Below are 13865 nucleotides of genomic sequence, written 5' to 3' on the forward strand. Positions count from 1 at the left end.
TAAATCCAGAAGCGGCTTTGAAAGCTCATCTTTGGCGGGCCAGACTTTCATGAGCGCGGGTGAAATGCCCTGCCGCGATCGCCGCGACGATGGATATTTCCCCACACAGGCAGGTTGCCGCGGCCACCTCAGCCAACGCTGTGCCACACCCGTTGCCCTTGAGGCCTAGTATATTCAGGGCCGCAGTCTGGCTTGGCAACCCGGTGCCGCCCCCTACTGAACCAACCAAAATGTTTGGCAACGTCACCGAACAGAATAGATCATCACCCCTTGGCTCCATTCTTGTGACGCCCATCGCACTTTCGGCCACGCAAGCCGCGTCCTGGCCGGTTGCTATGTAAAACGCGGCCAGCCCGTTGGCATAATGCGCCTGTGCGCCAAACTGACCCGACAGATGCGCACCCAGATTGGCGACACGCCCATAGGCCAACATCGCCTCGACCGTTGTGCCCAGCGTCTTTTCGACAATTTCAGCAGGAAGTGTGACCGAGGCGCTAACCTTTCGTCCGCGCCCTGTCACCAGCCCAAGCGCCGAAGCTTTCTTATCACCTGAGAAATTCCCTTCGACATACCAGTTCTCGAACTCGACCGGACAGTTGTCTGCAATTTCATGGCACATCGCGTCGGTGGCAATGGTCACCATGTTCTGTCCGGCTGCATCGCCGGTGGTGTATCGGCAGATCAGGAACACGACGTTGGTGTCTATGAACGGCTCCAGCGAAACTAGCTTGCCGTGGCCGGTGGTCGCCTCGGCCGCGGATTTGAGCATTTCGACATTTGAAACCACCCAATCCACGAATTGCCCGGCCTTTAGCAGGCTTTCAAACACAAAAGCCGGAGTGCGCAGCACCCCTTCGTACAAAACAGCCGTGCTGATACCACCAGACCGGGTGGCGGCATAGGCACCCCGGGCATATGAGGCGACCAGCGCCGCCTCGGTTGTGGCGAGGGGAACGTGGAAATCCCCGTTTGCGTTCATTCCGTTCAAACGCAACGGCCCAATAATTCCAACAGGAAGCTTAACTGTCCCAATGAAATTTTCGATATTGGCACTGTAAATTTCTGCAGCCTCAAGCGTTGCAGGGTCCGCAATCTGCGCCTGATCTTCATCACCTGCGGTTGGTTTCAGCTTTTCCCAAAACCGCACAACCATTTCAGGGGTTGTCTTGCGCGATGGTCGCAAGGTGGCAAATTCGGCGTCGTTTGACGCCATCTGCTGCGGTATCTGATCGGCATCAAATCGAGCCTTGATGCGATGAAGCATCTCACGAACGTGAAACGGAATTATCAAAAGTACGCTCCGGTATCTGTCCCGCAAAAACTATTGCAGATGCAAATCAATGTGTCTGCACGTTACCAAAAGGTCCGCCGATATCCAGCCATATCTCCTTGAAACGAAAGGACCCCAACCTTGCGGCAATGGATATGTTTGATTGCACTATGCGTGCTTACATGTGCATCGCCGCGTCGGGCGTGGGCCGAAAATCGACGCAACCGTGTCGCAAATTTCTATAGGATGTGCGCTTTGACCGACGGTGCGGTCCCCTAAAACTTGGTTTCTTCCGCGGATCATCACGGTTCTGGATCATTCCAACGGAGGAGACCCAAATGTCTGCGAATGAAGAACACATAAGACAGCCAAGTCTGGGGCTGGCGCTTGTACCAATTGTGCTGACCCTTTTCGTGCTTGGCCTGCAGCTTTTCTATTTTGGTGACTTTACCCCGCATATTCCGCTGGCCTTCGGGATCGCGATTACAGGGATCGTCGGTCTTATGCTTGGGCACAAATGGCCCAGCATCGAAGAGGGCGTATTCCACGTCATCAATATTTCACTACCGTCTGTTTCGATTCTGATCACGGTTGGCATGATCATTGGTGTGTGGATCGCAAGCGGCACGGTTCCGACACTGATCTATTATGGTCTGAAGATACTGTCGCCCGAGCTGTTTCTGGCCGCGGGCATGGTGTTGTGTTCCATCGTCTCTGTCTCGCTGGGCACCTCCTGGGGAACGACGGGCACTGTCGGGCTGGCCCTGATGGGCATCGGCGCCGGGTTTGGTATCCCGATGTATTGGACGGCTGGCGCGGTCGTCTCAGGCGCCTTCTTCGGCGACAAGATCTCACCTTTGTCGGACACTACGAACCTGGCACCCGCCGTGACAGGCACCAATCTGTTTGACCATATCCGTAACATGTTACCCACTACGGTTCCGTCCATGTTGATTGCGCTGGTGATCTACTTTGTTGTCGGTTTTACGTTGATCGACACATCGCAAGTGTCGTTTGACCGCATCCATGCCATCACAACCGCACTGGATGAGGCATTCTGGATTTCCCCGATCATGTTGTTCCCGGCTGTTTTGGTCATCGTTCTGGCGGTTATGAAACAGCCTCCGATCCCGTCGCTGTTTGCAGGGGCCGTCGTTGGTGGCATCATGGCCATCTTTTGCCAGGGTGCGGGTCTGCACGAAACGTTCACCTTCGCCAACAGCGGGTATTCCATTGATACCGGCGTTCCAGAAATCGATCCGCTGCTGAACCGAGGGGGCATTCAGTCGATGATGTGGACCATCTCGCTGGTGCTGCTGGCGTTGGGTTTCGGCGGCGCGCTCGAACGCGTGGGTTGCCTTCAGGCAATCATCAACGTGGTCATTTCGAAGGTGAAGACATTTGCTGGCATTCAGACCTCGGCCATTCTGACTTCGGTGGCGACAAACACCGTTGCGGGCGACCCGTATCTTTCCATCGCCCTGCCGGGCCGCATGTATGCGCCTGTCTATCGGGCCATGGGGTATTCACCGTTGAACCTGTCACGCGCTGTCGAAGAAGGCGGTACCTTGGTCTCGCCCCTGATCCCCTGGAACGCCGGAGGCGCCTTTGTGATCACCGCACTTGGTCTTGGGATCGCAGACGGGAATTTTGAAAACCTGCTATACATTCCCCTTGCGTTTGCTTGCTGGCTGTCACCTGTCATCGGTATCTTTTATGCTATGACTGGGCTTTTCTCGCCCAAAGCCAGTGACGAGGAAATCCACGCTTGGGAAGCCAGCGGCGAGCCTGTTGCTGAGTGGCACGCCTGATCGACCTGCACCAACACCTTCGGGTGTTGGTGCGTTTCACCCATCTCGGTTGGTATTGGGAGGAAAAAGAATGAGCCCCAAGAACTTCATTCCAAAAGGGGCGGCCAGTTTTCGCATAGACCATGACGGGCCAGCCAAAGAGATCTATTTCCTGCTTCTGCCGAAACTAACCATGCTGGCCTTTAGCGCAGCTGTCGAGCCGTTGAGGATCGCCAATCAGGTCACGAACAGAGAGCTCTACAAATGGTATCTGATCACCGAAGATGGAAACCCGGTTCAATGCTCAAACGGAATTGAAATCACCCCGGACACTGCACTGCAAAACCTACCGCGCCTATCAAGGATGTTCGTCTGCTCTGGCATAGAACCGGCAGAAAGCACCAATCCCAGGGTACTGTCGTGGATCAGTCGCCAGAAGGCCTTTGGCTGCAAGCTTGGTGGTATTTGCACCGGTGCATTTGCACTTGCCAAAGCCGGAGCGCTAACCGGAAAGCGGTTCACCTTACACTGGGAAAACCACCCCGCCTTTATCGAGCATTTTGAAGGGATGGAACCTTCTGCAAACCTGTATGAAATCGATAATGAGCTTATGACATGCGGCGGCGGCAATGCGGCGACCGATATGATGCTGGATATGATCGAGTCTGATTTCGGAAAGGATCTGGCCGTCATCGTTTCCGACATGTGCATTCATTTTCGGTCGAACAACCGCAAAACCCTCCAGAAATCAGCCTTTTCGGTGGCTTTGGGTAGCCGCAACCAGTACCTGATCAACGCCATGCAGATCATGCATGAGAACTTGGAGGATCCGTTGGATATCTCGGAAATAGCAGAGGCTGTTCAGATATCACGCCGCCAGTTGGAGCGCCTGTTCCAGAAATATGTCGAAGTTTCACCTGTGCAGTTTTACATCGAATTGCGCGTTGCGCGCGCTTATGCACTGCTCAGCGAAACCGAATTGCCCGTTACCGAAATCGCTGCGGCTACGGGGTTTGGCAGTGCGACCCAGCTTACGGTGCGTTTCAAAAAGCGTTATGGCGAGGCGCCAACGTCCTTCAGACGAGGATGGTCGGAAAAGCGCGAATGATATCCGCCAGTTTCAGTCGATCCAGCCGGTCAAGTTTGTCCCTTGACCCTGGGCTGCGAACGCTCTAGGCCCTGTCGTCTTTGCTCAGACATCTCGGAGACATGCGCCATGGCCCCCAGCAGCCCGTGGATTGGCATTGATTTTGGCACGTCGAACTCGGCGGTGGCATATGTGGACGCGGGTGCACCCCGTTTAGTGCGGTTCGACGCCGCCGCCACGACCCTTCCCACAACCTTTTTCTTTGATTTCGAAACCCGCGAAACCCTTATCGGCGAGCCTGCTAATCAGGCATTGCTTGAAGGGTTGGAGGGGCGATTTATGCGCGCCCTCAAACGCGTGCTGGGCACCACGTTGATGCATGAAAAGCGCCAGATCCTGAACCAGAGGGTGACTTTCGTCGAGATTATCGGATCTTTCTTGCGCAGGCTTCGAGAGCGGGCCGAGGCCGAGCGTGGCGTGTCTTGCACCCGCGTGGTCTCGGGACGGCCCGTGGTATTTCATGGCTCGGGCGATCCGCGCGAGGCGCAGGCTGAGGCTGATTTGCACGCGTGTTATGAGGCCGCCGGATTTACCGACATCCGGTTCTGCCCTGAGCCCGCCGCGGCTGCCATTGCGAACGGTGCGGCCGGGCCAGATGACACGGTTGGATTGGTTGTGGATATCGGTGGCGGAACGTCAGATTTTTCGGTTTTCCGCACTAGATCCGCAGAGGTCGAGATTCTGGCCAACCACGGGGTACGAATTGGCGGTACGGATTTTGATCGTACAATAAGCATCAATCAGGTCATGCCCCTGTTGGGTAAAGGGTCGATGGTTCGAGATGTTTTTGGCAAAGGCGTGTCGCAGACGCCCAACGCGATCTTCAATGACCTTGCGACCTGGGAAATGATCCCTTTTCTGTACACGGCCCAGAACCGCCGCATGGTGGGAGATATGCTGAAGCTGGCCGAGTCTCCCAAGCGGTTAGCGCGGCTTGCAACAGTGCTTGAACACGAATTGGGTCACGAACTGGCCTTTGCGGTGGAGCGCGGAAAAATAGCCGTGAACTCAGGGGCGATTGACCCGGCCATCACGCTGAACATGCTCGAGACGGGGTTGACCGCGCAACTCAGTGATGTGTTGGTGGCCGAAAGCCTTGCCGCGCATGCCGCGCAGTTGGACACGGGGGCACGCGAAGTTCTGCGCCAGGCTGATTTGACCGCACAGCAGATCGACCGCGTCGTCTATGTCGGGGGTTCTAGCCTGATGGGCATCGTGCCCGAAACGATGCGTGGCGTTTTCCCTTCGGCCGAGCATTCCTTTGCCTCTGTCTTTACCGCCGTGGCCGAGGGGCTGGCCCTGGTGGCAGCGCAAGAGCTTGGGTAGGGCAAAGATCGCACCACTTGAAATGGACGGCGGTTTACTGGGGCCCGCTCACGTGGGGCGGAGCCCTTTAAGCCTGATTGTATCGAGTAAGTTGAAAAATATCTTGCAACCGGTTGCAAAGAAAATCATGGTATCCTCGAATTAAAGAATCGGGAGGCCTGCATGCTCAGAATCGGATTGCTTGGTGCCGGACGCATTGGCCGCGTACATGCACAGGCCATCGCTGCGCATTCGCAAAGCCAGCTGTGCGCTGTCTCTGACGCGATTTCCGATGCGGCTGAAAGCCTTGCCACTGAACAGGGGGCAACCGCGCGCGACTCGATGGAGATCATCGCAGACCCGTCGATTGATGCCGTCCTGATCGCGACGCCGACTGACACCCATTCTGACTTGATTGAGGCCGCTACACGGGCGGGCAAGGCGGTTCTGTGTGAAAAACCCGTCGATCTCAGCCTTGAACGGGCACTTGCCTGCCAAGCCATTGCGGCGGAAACCGGCCAACCGGTGATGGTTGGGTTCAATCGCCGGTTCGATCCCAGCTTTTCGGCTCTGAAATCCGCAGCTGATCAGGGTGAAATTGGCGCGCCCGAGTTGTTGTCGATTACGTCTTTCGATCCGGCCCCTCCACCCGTCAGCTATATCAAGGTCTCGGGTGGTCTGTTCCGGGACATGATGATCCATGATTTCGACATGGCGAACTATCTGATGGGGCAGTTGCCGGTGCAGATTTCGGCCTTCGGCACCTCGATTGTCGATCCCGAAATCGGACGGGCGGGCGACGTGGATACAGCTGTTGTAACAATGACTTATGCAAGCGGTCAGATTGCGGTGATCAAGAATTCGCGGCGTGCTGTCTACGGTTATGACCAGCGGATCGAAATGCTTGGGTCGGGCGGGCTGTTGCAAGCCCATAACATTCTGGAAAACGCGGTGGTCAAGTCAACAGCCGACGGCATCACTGGGGCGAAACCGACCTATTTTTTCTTGGAACGCTATATGCCTGCCTACCGCGCAGAATGGGATGCGTTTGTGCAGGCGGTGCAGTCCGGTTCGTCAATGCCAGTGACGCTGGAAGACGGGGTTGCGGCCCTGGCCATGGCCGAAGCTGCGAACCGTTCGGCCCAATCAGGGCAGCCTGTTGCAATGGCCGATGTTTTGAAACCGGTTGCAAAATGAGCGGATATCCGGAAACTGGGGAAAGCTCCGCCAGATTCCCGGAGCGGAGGAGATTCGGCCGGTCCGAATAACTGGGGCTGCTGCCCCGGCAATAAAGACAAACTGTTTTTATGGGAGGAAACCAAATGAAAAAGTTCGTAAAAAGCGCACTGGCTGCCAGCGCGCTGGCGCTGGTCACCGCTACCGGCGTTGCGGCTGAGGGTGAGAAATACATTCTGGTCAGCCACGCCCCTGACAGCGACAGCTGGTGGAACACAATCAAAAATGGCATTGCCCTGGCGGGCGAACAGATGGGTGTCGAGGTTGAATACCGCAACCCGCCCACAGGTGACCTGGCTGACATGGCACGGATCATCGACCAGGCAGCGGCGTCTGGCCCCAATGGCATCATTACCACGCTGGCCGACCCGGACATTCTGGAAGGTCCAATCAAGGCAGCGGTGGATTCCGGCATCGACGTGATCATCATGAACACCGGCACGCCCGAAAAGGCGCGTGAAGTTGGCGCTTTGATGTATGTGGGGCAGCCTGAATATGATGCGGGTCTGGCTGCCGGTCAGCGGGCCAAGGCGGACGGGATCGGGTCCTTCTTGTGTGTGAACCACTATATCGTTCAACCCTCAAGCCAAGAGCGGTGCCAAGGTTTTGCCGATGGTCTGGGTGTGGAACTGGGCGAGCAGATGATCGACGCCGGTCAGGACCCCGCTGAAATCAAGAACCGGGTTCTGGCCTATCTTTCCGCAAACCCTGAAACCGACGCTGTTCTGACGCTTGGTCCGACATCGGCGGACCCGACCATTCTGGCGCTGCAGGAAAATGGAATGGCCGGTGACATTTATTTCGGCACGTTCGATCTGGGCGGTGAAATCGTCAAAGGCATCAAGGACGGCACCATCCAGTGGGGTATCGACCAGCAGCCCTTCCTGCAGGCCTATCTGCCGGTTGTGGTTCTGGCCAATTACCACCGCTATGGCGTCCTCCCGGGCAACAACATCAACTCTGGTCCGGGCTTCGTTACGGCGGACGGCCTGACAAAAATCGAAGAGTTCGCGGGCGAATACCGCTGATTTAACAATGCGGTGGGCGCAAGAGGACTGCGCCCGCCGCTCACTCCAACACTCGGAAACCCGCGCGAGGGAGGACCACAATGTCTGAGACAGTTCAATCCACGGCAGGCGGTGACGAACGGATCAAAGAGATCTCGCCACTGCGTCGCGCCCTGATCCGCCCCGAATTGGGCGGCATGGTCGGGACAGTTGCTGTTTTCACCTTTTTCCTGCTTTTTGCTTTTGACAGCGGCATGTTCAATAGCCAGGGCATCATGAACTGGTCCATTGTCTCGGCGCAATTCATGATCATCGCGGTAGGGGCCTGTCTGCTGATGATCGCGGGTGAATTTGACCTGTCCGTCGGTTCGATGATTGGTTTCGCGGGCATGATGATCGCAATCTTTTCGGTCACGCTCAGCTGGCCGGTCTGGATGGCGATCCTGGTGACATTTGCCCTGTGTGTCTCAATCGGCGCGCTGAACGGCTACATCGTCATACGAACGGGGCTGCCTAGTTTTATCGTCACCCTGGCATTTCTGTTCATCTTGCGCGGTTTCACGATCTACCTGCCGCAGACTATCGAACGCAAAACCATCATTGGCGGCATCAAGGACGTGGCCGAGGGCGATTGGTTAGCGTGGGTGTTTGGCGGCAAGGTGTTTCAAGGCTTCTTTGTCTGGCTGGGCAACAATGGCCTGATCGAAACGTTCTCACGTGGCACACGTGAAGGGCAGCCGGTCGTCGATGGAATTCCCATGTTGCTGATCTGGGCAATCGGGCTGATCATCTTTGGCCATGTGCTGTTGACCAAAACCAAGTTCGGGAACTGGATTTTTGCTGCCGGTGGTGACGCCGAAGCGGCCCGGAACTCAGGCGTGCCGGTGAATCGGGTCAAGGTGCTGATGTTCATGTTCACTGCCTTTTGCGCCACGGTTTTCGCCACCTGTCAGGTGATGGAGTTTGGTTCGGCCGGTGCGGACCGCGGATTGCTGAAAGAGTTCGAGGCGATCATCGCCGTGGTCATTGGCGGCGCATTGCTGACCGGTGGCTATGGCTCGGTCCTTGGGGCGGCGTTGGGCGCGTTGATCTTTGGCGTCGTGCAGCAGGGTCTGTTCTTTGCCGGTGTCGAAAGCTCGCTATTCCGGGTGTTCCTGGGTGTCATCCTTCTGGGTGCTGTGATCCTGAACACCTACATCCGTCGCATCATCACAGGAGAACGCTGAGATGACCGAAGACACCAAGTTCCACCACGGCGACGCGCAGGCCAAGAAACCGATTATTCGGATGGTCGACATTCAAAAGCATTTCGGTTCGGTGATTGCGCTGGCCGGTGTCAGCTTTGATCTGTGTTCCGGCGAATGCCACTGTTTGCTGGGCGACAATGGCGCGGGCAAGTCGACCTTCATCAAGACCATGTCGGGCGTACACAAGCCCACCGCAGGCGAGATTTTCTTTGAAGATAAGCCGATGCATTTCGAAGATCCGCGTGATGCGATTGCAGCGGGAATTGCCACCGTACACCAGCATCTGGCGATGATCCCACTAATGAGCGTCAGCCGGAACTTCTTTATGGGGAACGAACCAACGCGCAAAGTCGCGGGGATCAATTTCTTCGACAAGAAACTGGCCGATGAAATCACTATGGAAGAGATGCGAAAAATGGGCATCAACTTGCGTGGTCCCGATCAGGCCGTGGGTACCTTGTCGGGCGGTGAACGTCAGACGGTGGCCATTGCTCGGGCGGTTCATTTCGGCGCCAAGATTCTGATCCTGGACGAACCGACCTCGGCCCTTGGTGTGCGGCAGACCTCGAACGTGTTGGCGACCATCGACAAGGTGCGCAGTCAAGGGGTAGGCGTTGTTTTCATCAGCCATAACGTGCGTCACGCGCTGGCTGTGGGCGACCGCTTTACCGTGTTGAACCGGGGCAAGACGCTGGGCACTGCACGGCGCGGGGAAATCACGCCAGAAGAGTTGCAGGACCTGATGGCAGGCGGTCAGGAACTGGCCGAACTGGAAGGGTCCTTGGGCGGAACGGTTTAACCCCGTTCCCCCATTTTGGGCCCACGGCCCGACATCAAACAAAATTGCAGGCTTGGCCAAATCGGCCTTGTGTTGAAAGGGATCACAATGGGCAAAACAGTCCGACTGACCGCAGCGCAAGCTTTGGTGCGCTATCTGGGTGCGCAGATGAACGAGGCCGGAGAGCCGTTCATCGCTGGTGTCTGGGCCATTTTCGGCCACGGCAATGTGGCAGGTCTGGGTGAGGCGCTGCACGCTGTCAAAGACACCCTTCCCACTTATCGCGGCCATAACGAGCAGACCATGGCGCATTGCGCGATTGCCTATGCCAAGCAGATGCGGCGTACCCGGGCGATGGCAGTGACCTCGTCGATCGGGCCGGGCGCGACCAATATGGTGACAGCGGCCGCGCTGGCGCATGTGAACCGCCTGCCGGTTCTGATCGTCCCCGGTGATGTATTCGCCACGCGTGGACCCGATCCGGTATTGCAACAGATCGAAAGCTTTGGCGACGGCACCGTCAGCGCCAATGACTGTTTCCGCCCGGTCAGCCGCTATTATGACCGTATTTCGCGCCCCGAACATCTGCTGACCGCACTGCCGCGTGCCTTCCGCACCATGACGGACCCGGCCGATTGCGGACCGGCAACATTGGCCTTTTGTCAGGACGTGCAGGCCGAAGCTTATGACTATCCCGAAAGCTTTTTTGAGCCGCGGGTCTGGTACCAGCGCCGTATCCGCCCGGATGAAGGCGAACTGGCCCGTGCCGTCGCGGCCATCAAAGCGGCGAAGCGTCCGGTTATCGTTGCCGGGGGTGGGGTGCATTACTCGGGCGCGACCGATGCACTGCAAAGCTTTGCTGAGACGCACAACGTCCCCGTTGCCGAGACGCAGGCTGGTAAATCGGCACTGGCCTGGGATCACCCTTTGAATCTAGGGCCGGTTGGCGTCACTGGCGGTGAGCCCGCCAATGACGTTTGTGCCGCCGCCGATCTGGTTCTGGCAGTCGGCACGCGGTTGCAGGATTTCACCACAGGTTCATGGGGCCTGTTCTCGAATCCCGAACGTGAGACGATTTGCCTGAACACAGCTGCCTATGACGCCGAAAAACACGGCGCCATGCCACTGCAATCCGACGCGCAAGTCGGGCTGCAAGAGCTGGGCACGGCCTTGCAAGGATACCGTGTCGATCCGGTGGCCGACACGCTGAAGGCTGAATGGTTTGGCAAGGTCGATAAGCTGACCGATGCGCCGGGGGACGGCAACGCTCTGCCGACCGACATGCAGGTGGTGGGTGCGGTTCAACGCGCCTCGCACAACGACACCGTTGTGATGTGTGCGGCGGGCACCATGCCGGGTGAGTTGCACAAGCTGTGGAAAGCGCCGCGCCCGGGTTCGTATCACATGGAATACGGGTTCAGCTGTATGGGCTATGAAATCGCTGGTGCCATGGGGATCAAGATGGCTCAACCGGAACGTGATGTGATCTGCTTTACCGGCGACGGCACCTATATGATGGCGAATTCGGAAATGGCGACGGCAGCGATGATGGGAATTTCGTTTACGGTCGTCATCACCGACAATCGCGGGTTTGGCTGTATCAACCGGCTGCAGATGGGCACGGGCGGGGCTGAGTTTAACAACCTGCTGGATCATGCGGTGCACGAAACGCCATCTGCCATCGACTTTGCTGCCCATGCGGCGGCGATGGGGGCGACTTCGGTTAAGGTCAGCTCGATTGCCGAGCTTGAGGAGGCGCTGGCTAAACGCGGCGAGATCAAGGGGCCGAATGTGGTGGTTATCGACACTGATCCGTACCCCTCGACCGAACATGGCGGAACATGGTGGGAAGTGGCCGTTCCCGAGGTCAGCATCCGCCCCGAAGTGAATGAAAAACGGGCGGCCTACGAGGTTGCTATCAAGGAAAGAAACACGAAATGAGCGTAAAAATCGGAATCTCTCCGATCGCCTGGCAGAATGATGACCTGCCGGACATTACTGCGGCCTTCACCATGGAGCAGGCGCTGAAAGAGGCGCGTGAGATCGGCTATACAGGCGTCGAACGGGGCCAGCGAATGCCCAGCGATACCGAAGGTTTGCGCGCCTATCTCGACGGCAACGACATTGCGCTGTGCGGTGGCTGGTGCTCGGGCGCGTCGCTGGTCAATGACTTTGCAACTGAACGCGAAGCTGTGCGCGCGCAGGTCGAGCAATTCGTAGCCCTAAACAGTCCGTGCATCGTTTACGCCGAGTGTTCGAACACCGTGCAGGGGCAGATTGGAACGCCGGTCAACCACCGCCCCAAACTGTCGAAAGATGAGGTTATGGCCTATGCGGCTAAGATCACCGATCTGGCCAAGTGGATGGGCGATCAGGGCATGACGATGGCCTATCACCATCACATGGGCACGATCATCGAAACCGAAGATGAGGTGAACTGGCTGATGGAGGGGTCGGGCCCCGAGGTGAAGCTATGCTTTGACACCGGCCACCTGCTGTTTGGCGGCGGCGATGTGCTGGCCACCCTGAACCGCTGGGGCGACCGGGTGCATCATGTGCATTTCAAGGATATCCGGCCCGCCGTGGTGCAGGATACGCGCGAAAACAACCGCAGTTTTCTGGATGCCGTTATCGCCGGGGCTTTTACCGTGCCCAGCGACGGCTGCATTGATTTCCAGGCGATCGCAAACGCGCTGAAGGCGATGGACTACGACGGCTGGATCGTGGTCGAGGCGGAACAGGACCCAGCCAAGGCGCCACCTTCTGAATACTCCAAGATGGGTTACGACCACATTGTGGACGTGTGCGGAACGGCAGGGTTGAAGATCAAGGCGTAACACGCTGCCCAAGAGAGCAACACCAAAAGCCATGAGAAAGGAAAAAGTCATGGTAAATCAAGACCTCGGATATGTCGGCTATTTCGACCGGGAATCCTGTGATCTGGATGAGTTTAAGGTGTTGACCTCGCAAAGCCTTTTGGCCGATGCGGTGCCCCTTGCCGCGTCGGTTGAAAAGAACATTCCTGTTTATGACATGCAGGCGTTGCGCCCGGCATTGGAACGGCCCGATACGCGCCGGGCAGTGCTGGCGGAATGGGCTTGGGTGCTGGACAAGTCCGCTGGCGTGATCGCCCTCAAGGGGGCGTATTTGGATACTTCTATCATCGACCGCGCCACCGAAATCTTCCGAGAGCTTATCGACGAGGAACGCCAAAGCGGGGCGGGCGAGGGCGATCACTTCGCGGTCTCGGGCGCGAATGATCGGATCTGGAACGCGCTGCAAAAGCAGTGCCTTCGCGACCCCGAAGGCTTTGCGCTGTATTTCGGGAACACCGCGATTGCGGCAGCGTGCGAGGCATGGTTAGGCCCGAACTATCAGCTCACCGCGCAGGTCAATCAGGTGCGTCCAGGCGGTAAAGCGCAGCAGGCGCATAGGGATTACCACCTTGGGTTTCAAAGCGCGGACAGTGCCGCCCAGTACCCGGCCCATGCCCATCTTGTGACTGCGTCGCTGACGTTACAGGGGGCGATTGCCCATTGTGATATGCCAGTGGAAAGTGGGCCGACAAAGCTGTTGCCTTTCTCACAGCTTTACCCATCAGGATATCTGGCGTTTCACGATACCGCCCATCAGGATCATTTCGAAGACAATTATGTTCAACTGCCACTGGCAAAAGGTGATGCAGTGTTTTTCAACCCGGCGCTGTTTCACGCGGCGGGTGAAAACAGCAGCGCCGACATCCACAGGATGGCCAACCTGCTGCAAATCTCATCCGCGTTCGGGCGTGCGATGGAGGCGGTGGATCGCCGCGCCATGGCGCTGGAGGTTTTCCCCTCTCTCATTGCCCTGAAACAGCGCGGCGAGCTGGCAGGAGCAGAACTGGACGCCGCCATCGCCGCCACAGCGGAAGGCTACCCGTTTCCGACAAATCTGGACACAGACCCTCCGATCGGAGGCAACGCGCCGGAAAGTCAGGCCAATATCCTGCGAAGGGCCGTGGTCGAGGGTTGGACCGAAACAATTCTGGCCAAGGCGCTATCCGCCCTGCACACAAGGCAAGCTGCCTGAAGCAAGAACATCAAGGA

Annotated in this window: 11 protein-coding genes; 10 read left to right on the plus strand and 1 reads right to left on the minus strand. The window is 57.4% G+C overall.

Annotated features, from left to right (window positions below; genetic code table 11):
* Positions 1-25: 25 nt before the first annotated feature.
* Positions 26-1264 (minus strand): hydroxymethylglutaryl-CoA reductase, encoded by a 1239-nt coding sequence (locus tag ACR0AJ_RS15805; RefSeq protein WP_480741310.1) that lies wholly within the window; start codon positions 1262-1264, stop codon positions 26-28.
* Between the two features lie 344 nt (positions 1265-1608).
* Between ACR0AJ_RS15805 and nhaC the strand changes: the two genes are divergently transcribed.
* From nhaC to ACR0AJ_RS15855, 10 genes are all read left to right on the plus strand, one after another.
* A complete protein-coding gene (gene nhaC, locus ACR0AJ_RS15810; protein ID WP_170397309.1) occupies positions 1609-3081 on the plus strand; it encodes a Na+/H+ antiporter NhaC in 1473 nt (490 codons plus the stop codon).
* A gap of 70 nt (positions 3082-3151) precedes the next feature.
* Positions 3152-4168: a GlxA family transcriptional regulator gene (locus ACR0AJ_RS15815; protein WP_170350503.1), complete on the plus strand. Its 1017-nt coding sequence runs from the start codon at positions 3152-3154 to the stop codon at positions 4166-4168.
* A 108-nt stretch (positions 4169-4276) separates the two neighbouring features.
* Entirely contained in the window at positions 4277-5533 is a 1257-nt protein-coding gene (locus ACR0AJ_RS15820; protein WP_170350501.1) for an Hsp70 family protein, read from the plus strand.
* 162 nt (positions 5534-5695) lie between these two features.
* Positions 5696-6709: an inositol 2-dehydrogenase gene (gene iolG / locus ACR0AJ_RS15825; RefSeq protein WP_170350499.1), complete on the plus strand. Its 1014-nt coding sequence runs from the start codon at positions 5696-5698 to the stop codon at positions 6707-6709.
* Between the two features lie 125 nt (positions 6710-6834).
* Positions 6835-7776 (plus strand): sugar ABC transporter substrate-binding protein, encoded by a 942-nt coding sequence (locus ACR0AJ_RS15830; RefSeq protein ID WP_170361549.1) that lies wholly within the window; start codon positions 6835-6837, stop codon positions 7774-7776.
* Positions 7777-7856: 80 nt separating this feature from the next.
* Positions 7857-8981 (plus strand): ABC transporter permease, encoded by a 1125-nt coding sequence (locus ACR0AJ_RS15835; protein ID WP_170350495.1) that lies wholly within the window; start codon positions 7857-7859, stop codon positions 8979-8981.
* 1 nt (position 8982) lies between these two features.
* Positions 8983-9801, plus strand: a complete 819-nt coding sequence (locus tag ACR0AJ_RS15840) for an ATP-binding cassette domain-containing protein (protein ID WP_170350493.1) — start codon at positions 8983-8985, stop codon at positions 9799-9801.
* 87 nt (positions 9802-9888) lie between these two features.
* Positions 9889-11721, plus strand: a complete 1833-nt coding sequence (iolD, locus tag ACR0AJ_RS15845) for a 3D-(3,5/4)-trihydroxycyclohexane-1,2-dione acylhydrolase (decyclizing) (protein WP_170350491.1) — start codon at positions 9889-9891, stop codon at positions 11719-11721.
* Positions 11718-12617 carry a myo-inosose-2 dehydratase gene (iolE, locus tag ACR0AJ_RS15850; protein WP_170350489.1) on the plus strand — a complete coding sequence of 300 codons (900 nt, stop codon included), beginning with the start codon at positions 11718-11720 and terminating at the stop codon, positions 12615-12617. The genes iolD and iolE overlap by 4 nt, the downstream gene beginning before the upstream one ends.
* 49 nt (positions 12618-12666) lie before the next feature.
* Positions 12667-13848, plus strand: a complete 1182-nt coding sequence (locus ACR0AJ_RS15855; protein WP_170350488.1) for a phytanoyl-CoA dioxygenase family protein — start codon at positions 12667-12669, stop codon at positions 13846-13848.
* Positions 13849-13865 lie beyond the last annotated feature (17 nt).

This window comes from Ruegeria sp. CJ9, from assembly GCF_056536625.1.

Bases quoted from the DNA above. Each gene is read 5' to 3' on its own strand.
- ACR0AJ_RS15805 (WP_480741310.1), bottom strand. From the start codon at position 1,264: ATGCTTCATCGCATCAAGGCTCGATTTGATGCCGATCAGATACCGCAG.
- nhaC (WP_170397309.1), top strand. From the start codon at position 1,609: ATGTCTGCGAATGAAGAACACATAAGACAGCCAAGTCTGGGGCTGGCG.
- ACR0AJ_RS15815 (WP_170350503.1), top strand. From the start codon at position 3,152: ATGAGCCCCAAGAACTTCATTCCAAAAGGGGCGGCCAGTTTTCGCATA.
- ACR0AJ_RS15820 (WP_170350501.1), top strand. From the start codon at position 4,277: ATGGCCCCCAGCAGCCCGTGGATTGGCATTGATTTTGGCACGTCGAAC.
- iolG (WP_170350499.1), top strand. From the start codon at position 5,696: ATGCTCAGAATCGGATTGCTTGGTGCCGGACGCATTGGCCGCGTACAT.
- ACR0AJ_RS15830 (WP_170361549.1), top strand. From the start codon at position 6,835: ATGAAAAAGTTCGTAAAAAGCGCACTGGCTGCCAGCGCGCTGGCGCTG.
- ACR0AJ_RS15835 (WP_170350495.1), top strand. From the start codon at position 7,857: ATGTCTGAGACAGTTCAATCCACGGCAGGCGGTGACGAACGGATCAAA.
- ACR0AJ_RS15840 (WP_170350493.1), top strand. From the start codon at position 8,983: ATGACCGAAGACACCAAGTTCCACCACGGCGACGCGCAGGCCAAGAAA.
- iolD (WP_170350491.1), top strand. From the start codon at position 9,889: ATGGGCAAAACAGTCCGACTGACCGCAGCGCAAGCTTTGGTGCGCTAT.
- iolE (WP_170350489.1), top strand. From the start codon at position 11,718: ATGAGCGTAAAAATCGGAATCTCTCCGATCGCCTGGCAGAATGATGAC.
- ACR0AJ_RS15855 (WP_170350488.1), top strand. From the start codon at position 12,667: ATGGTAAATCAAGACCTCGGATATGTCGGCTATTTCGACCGGGAATCC.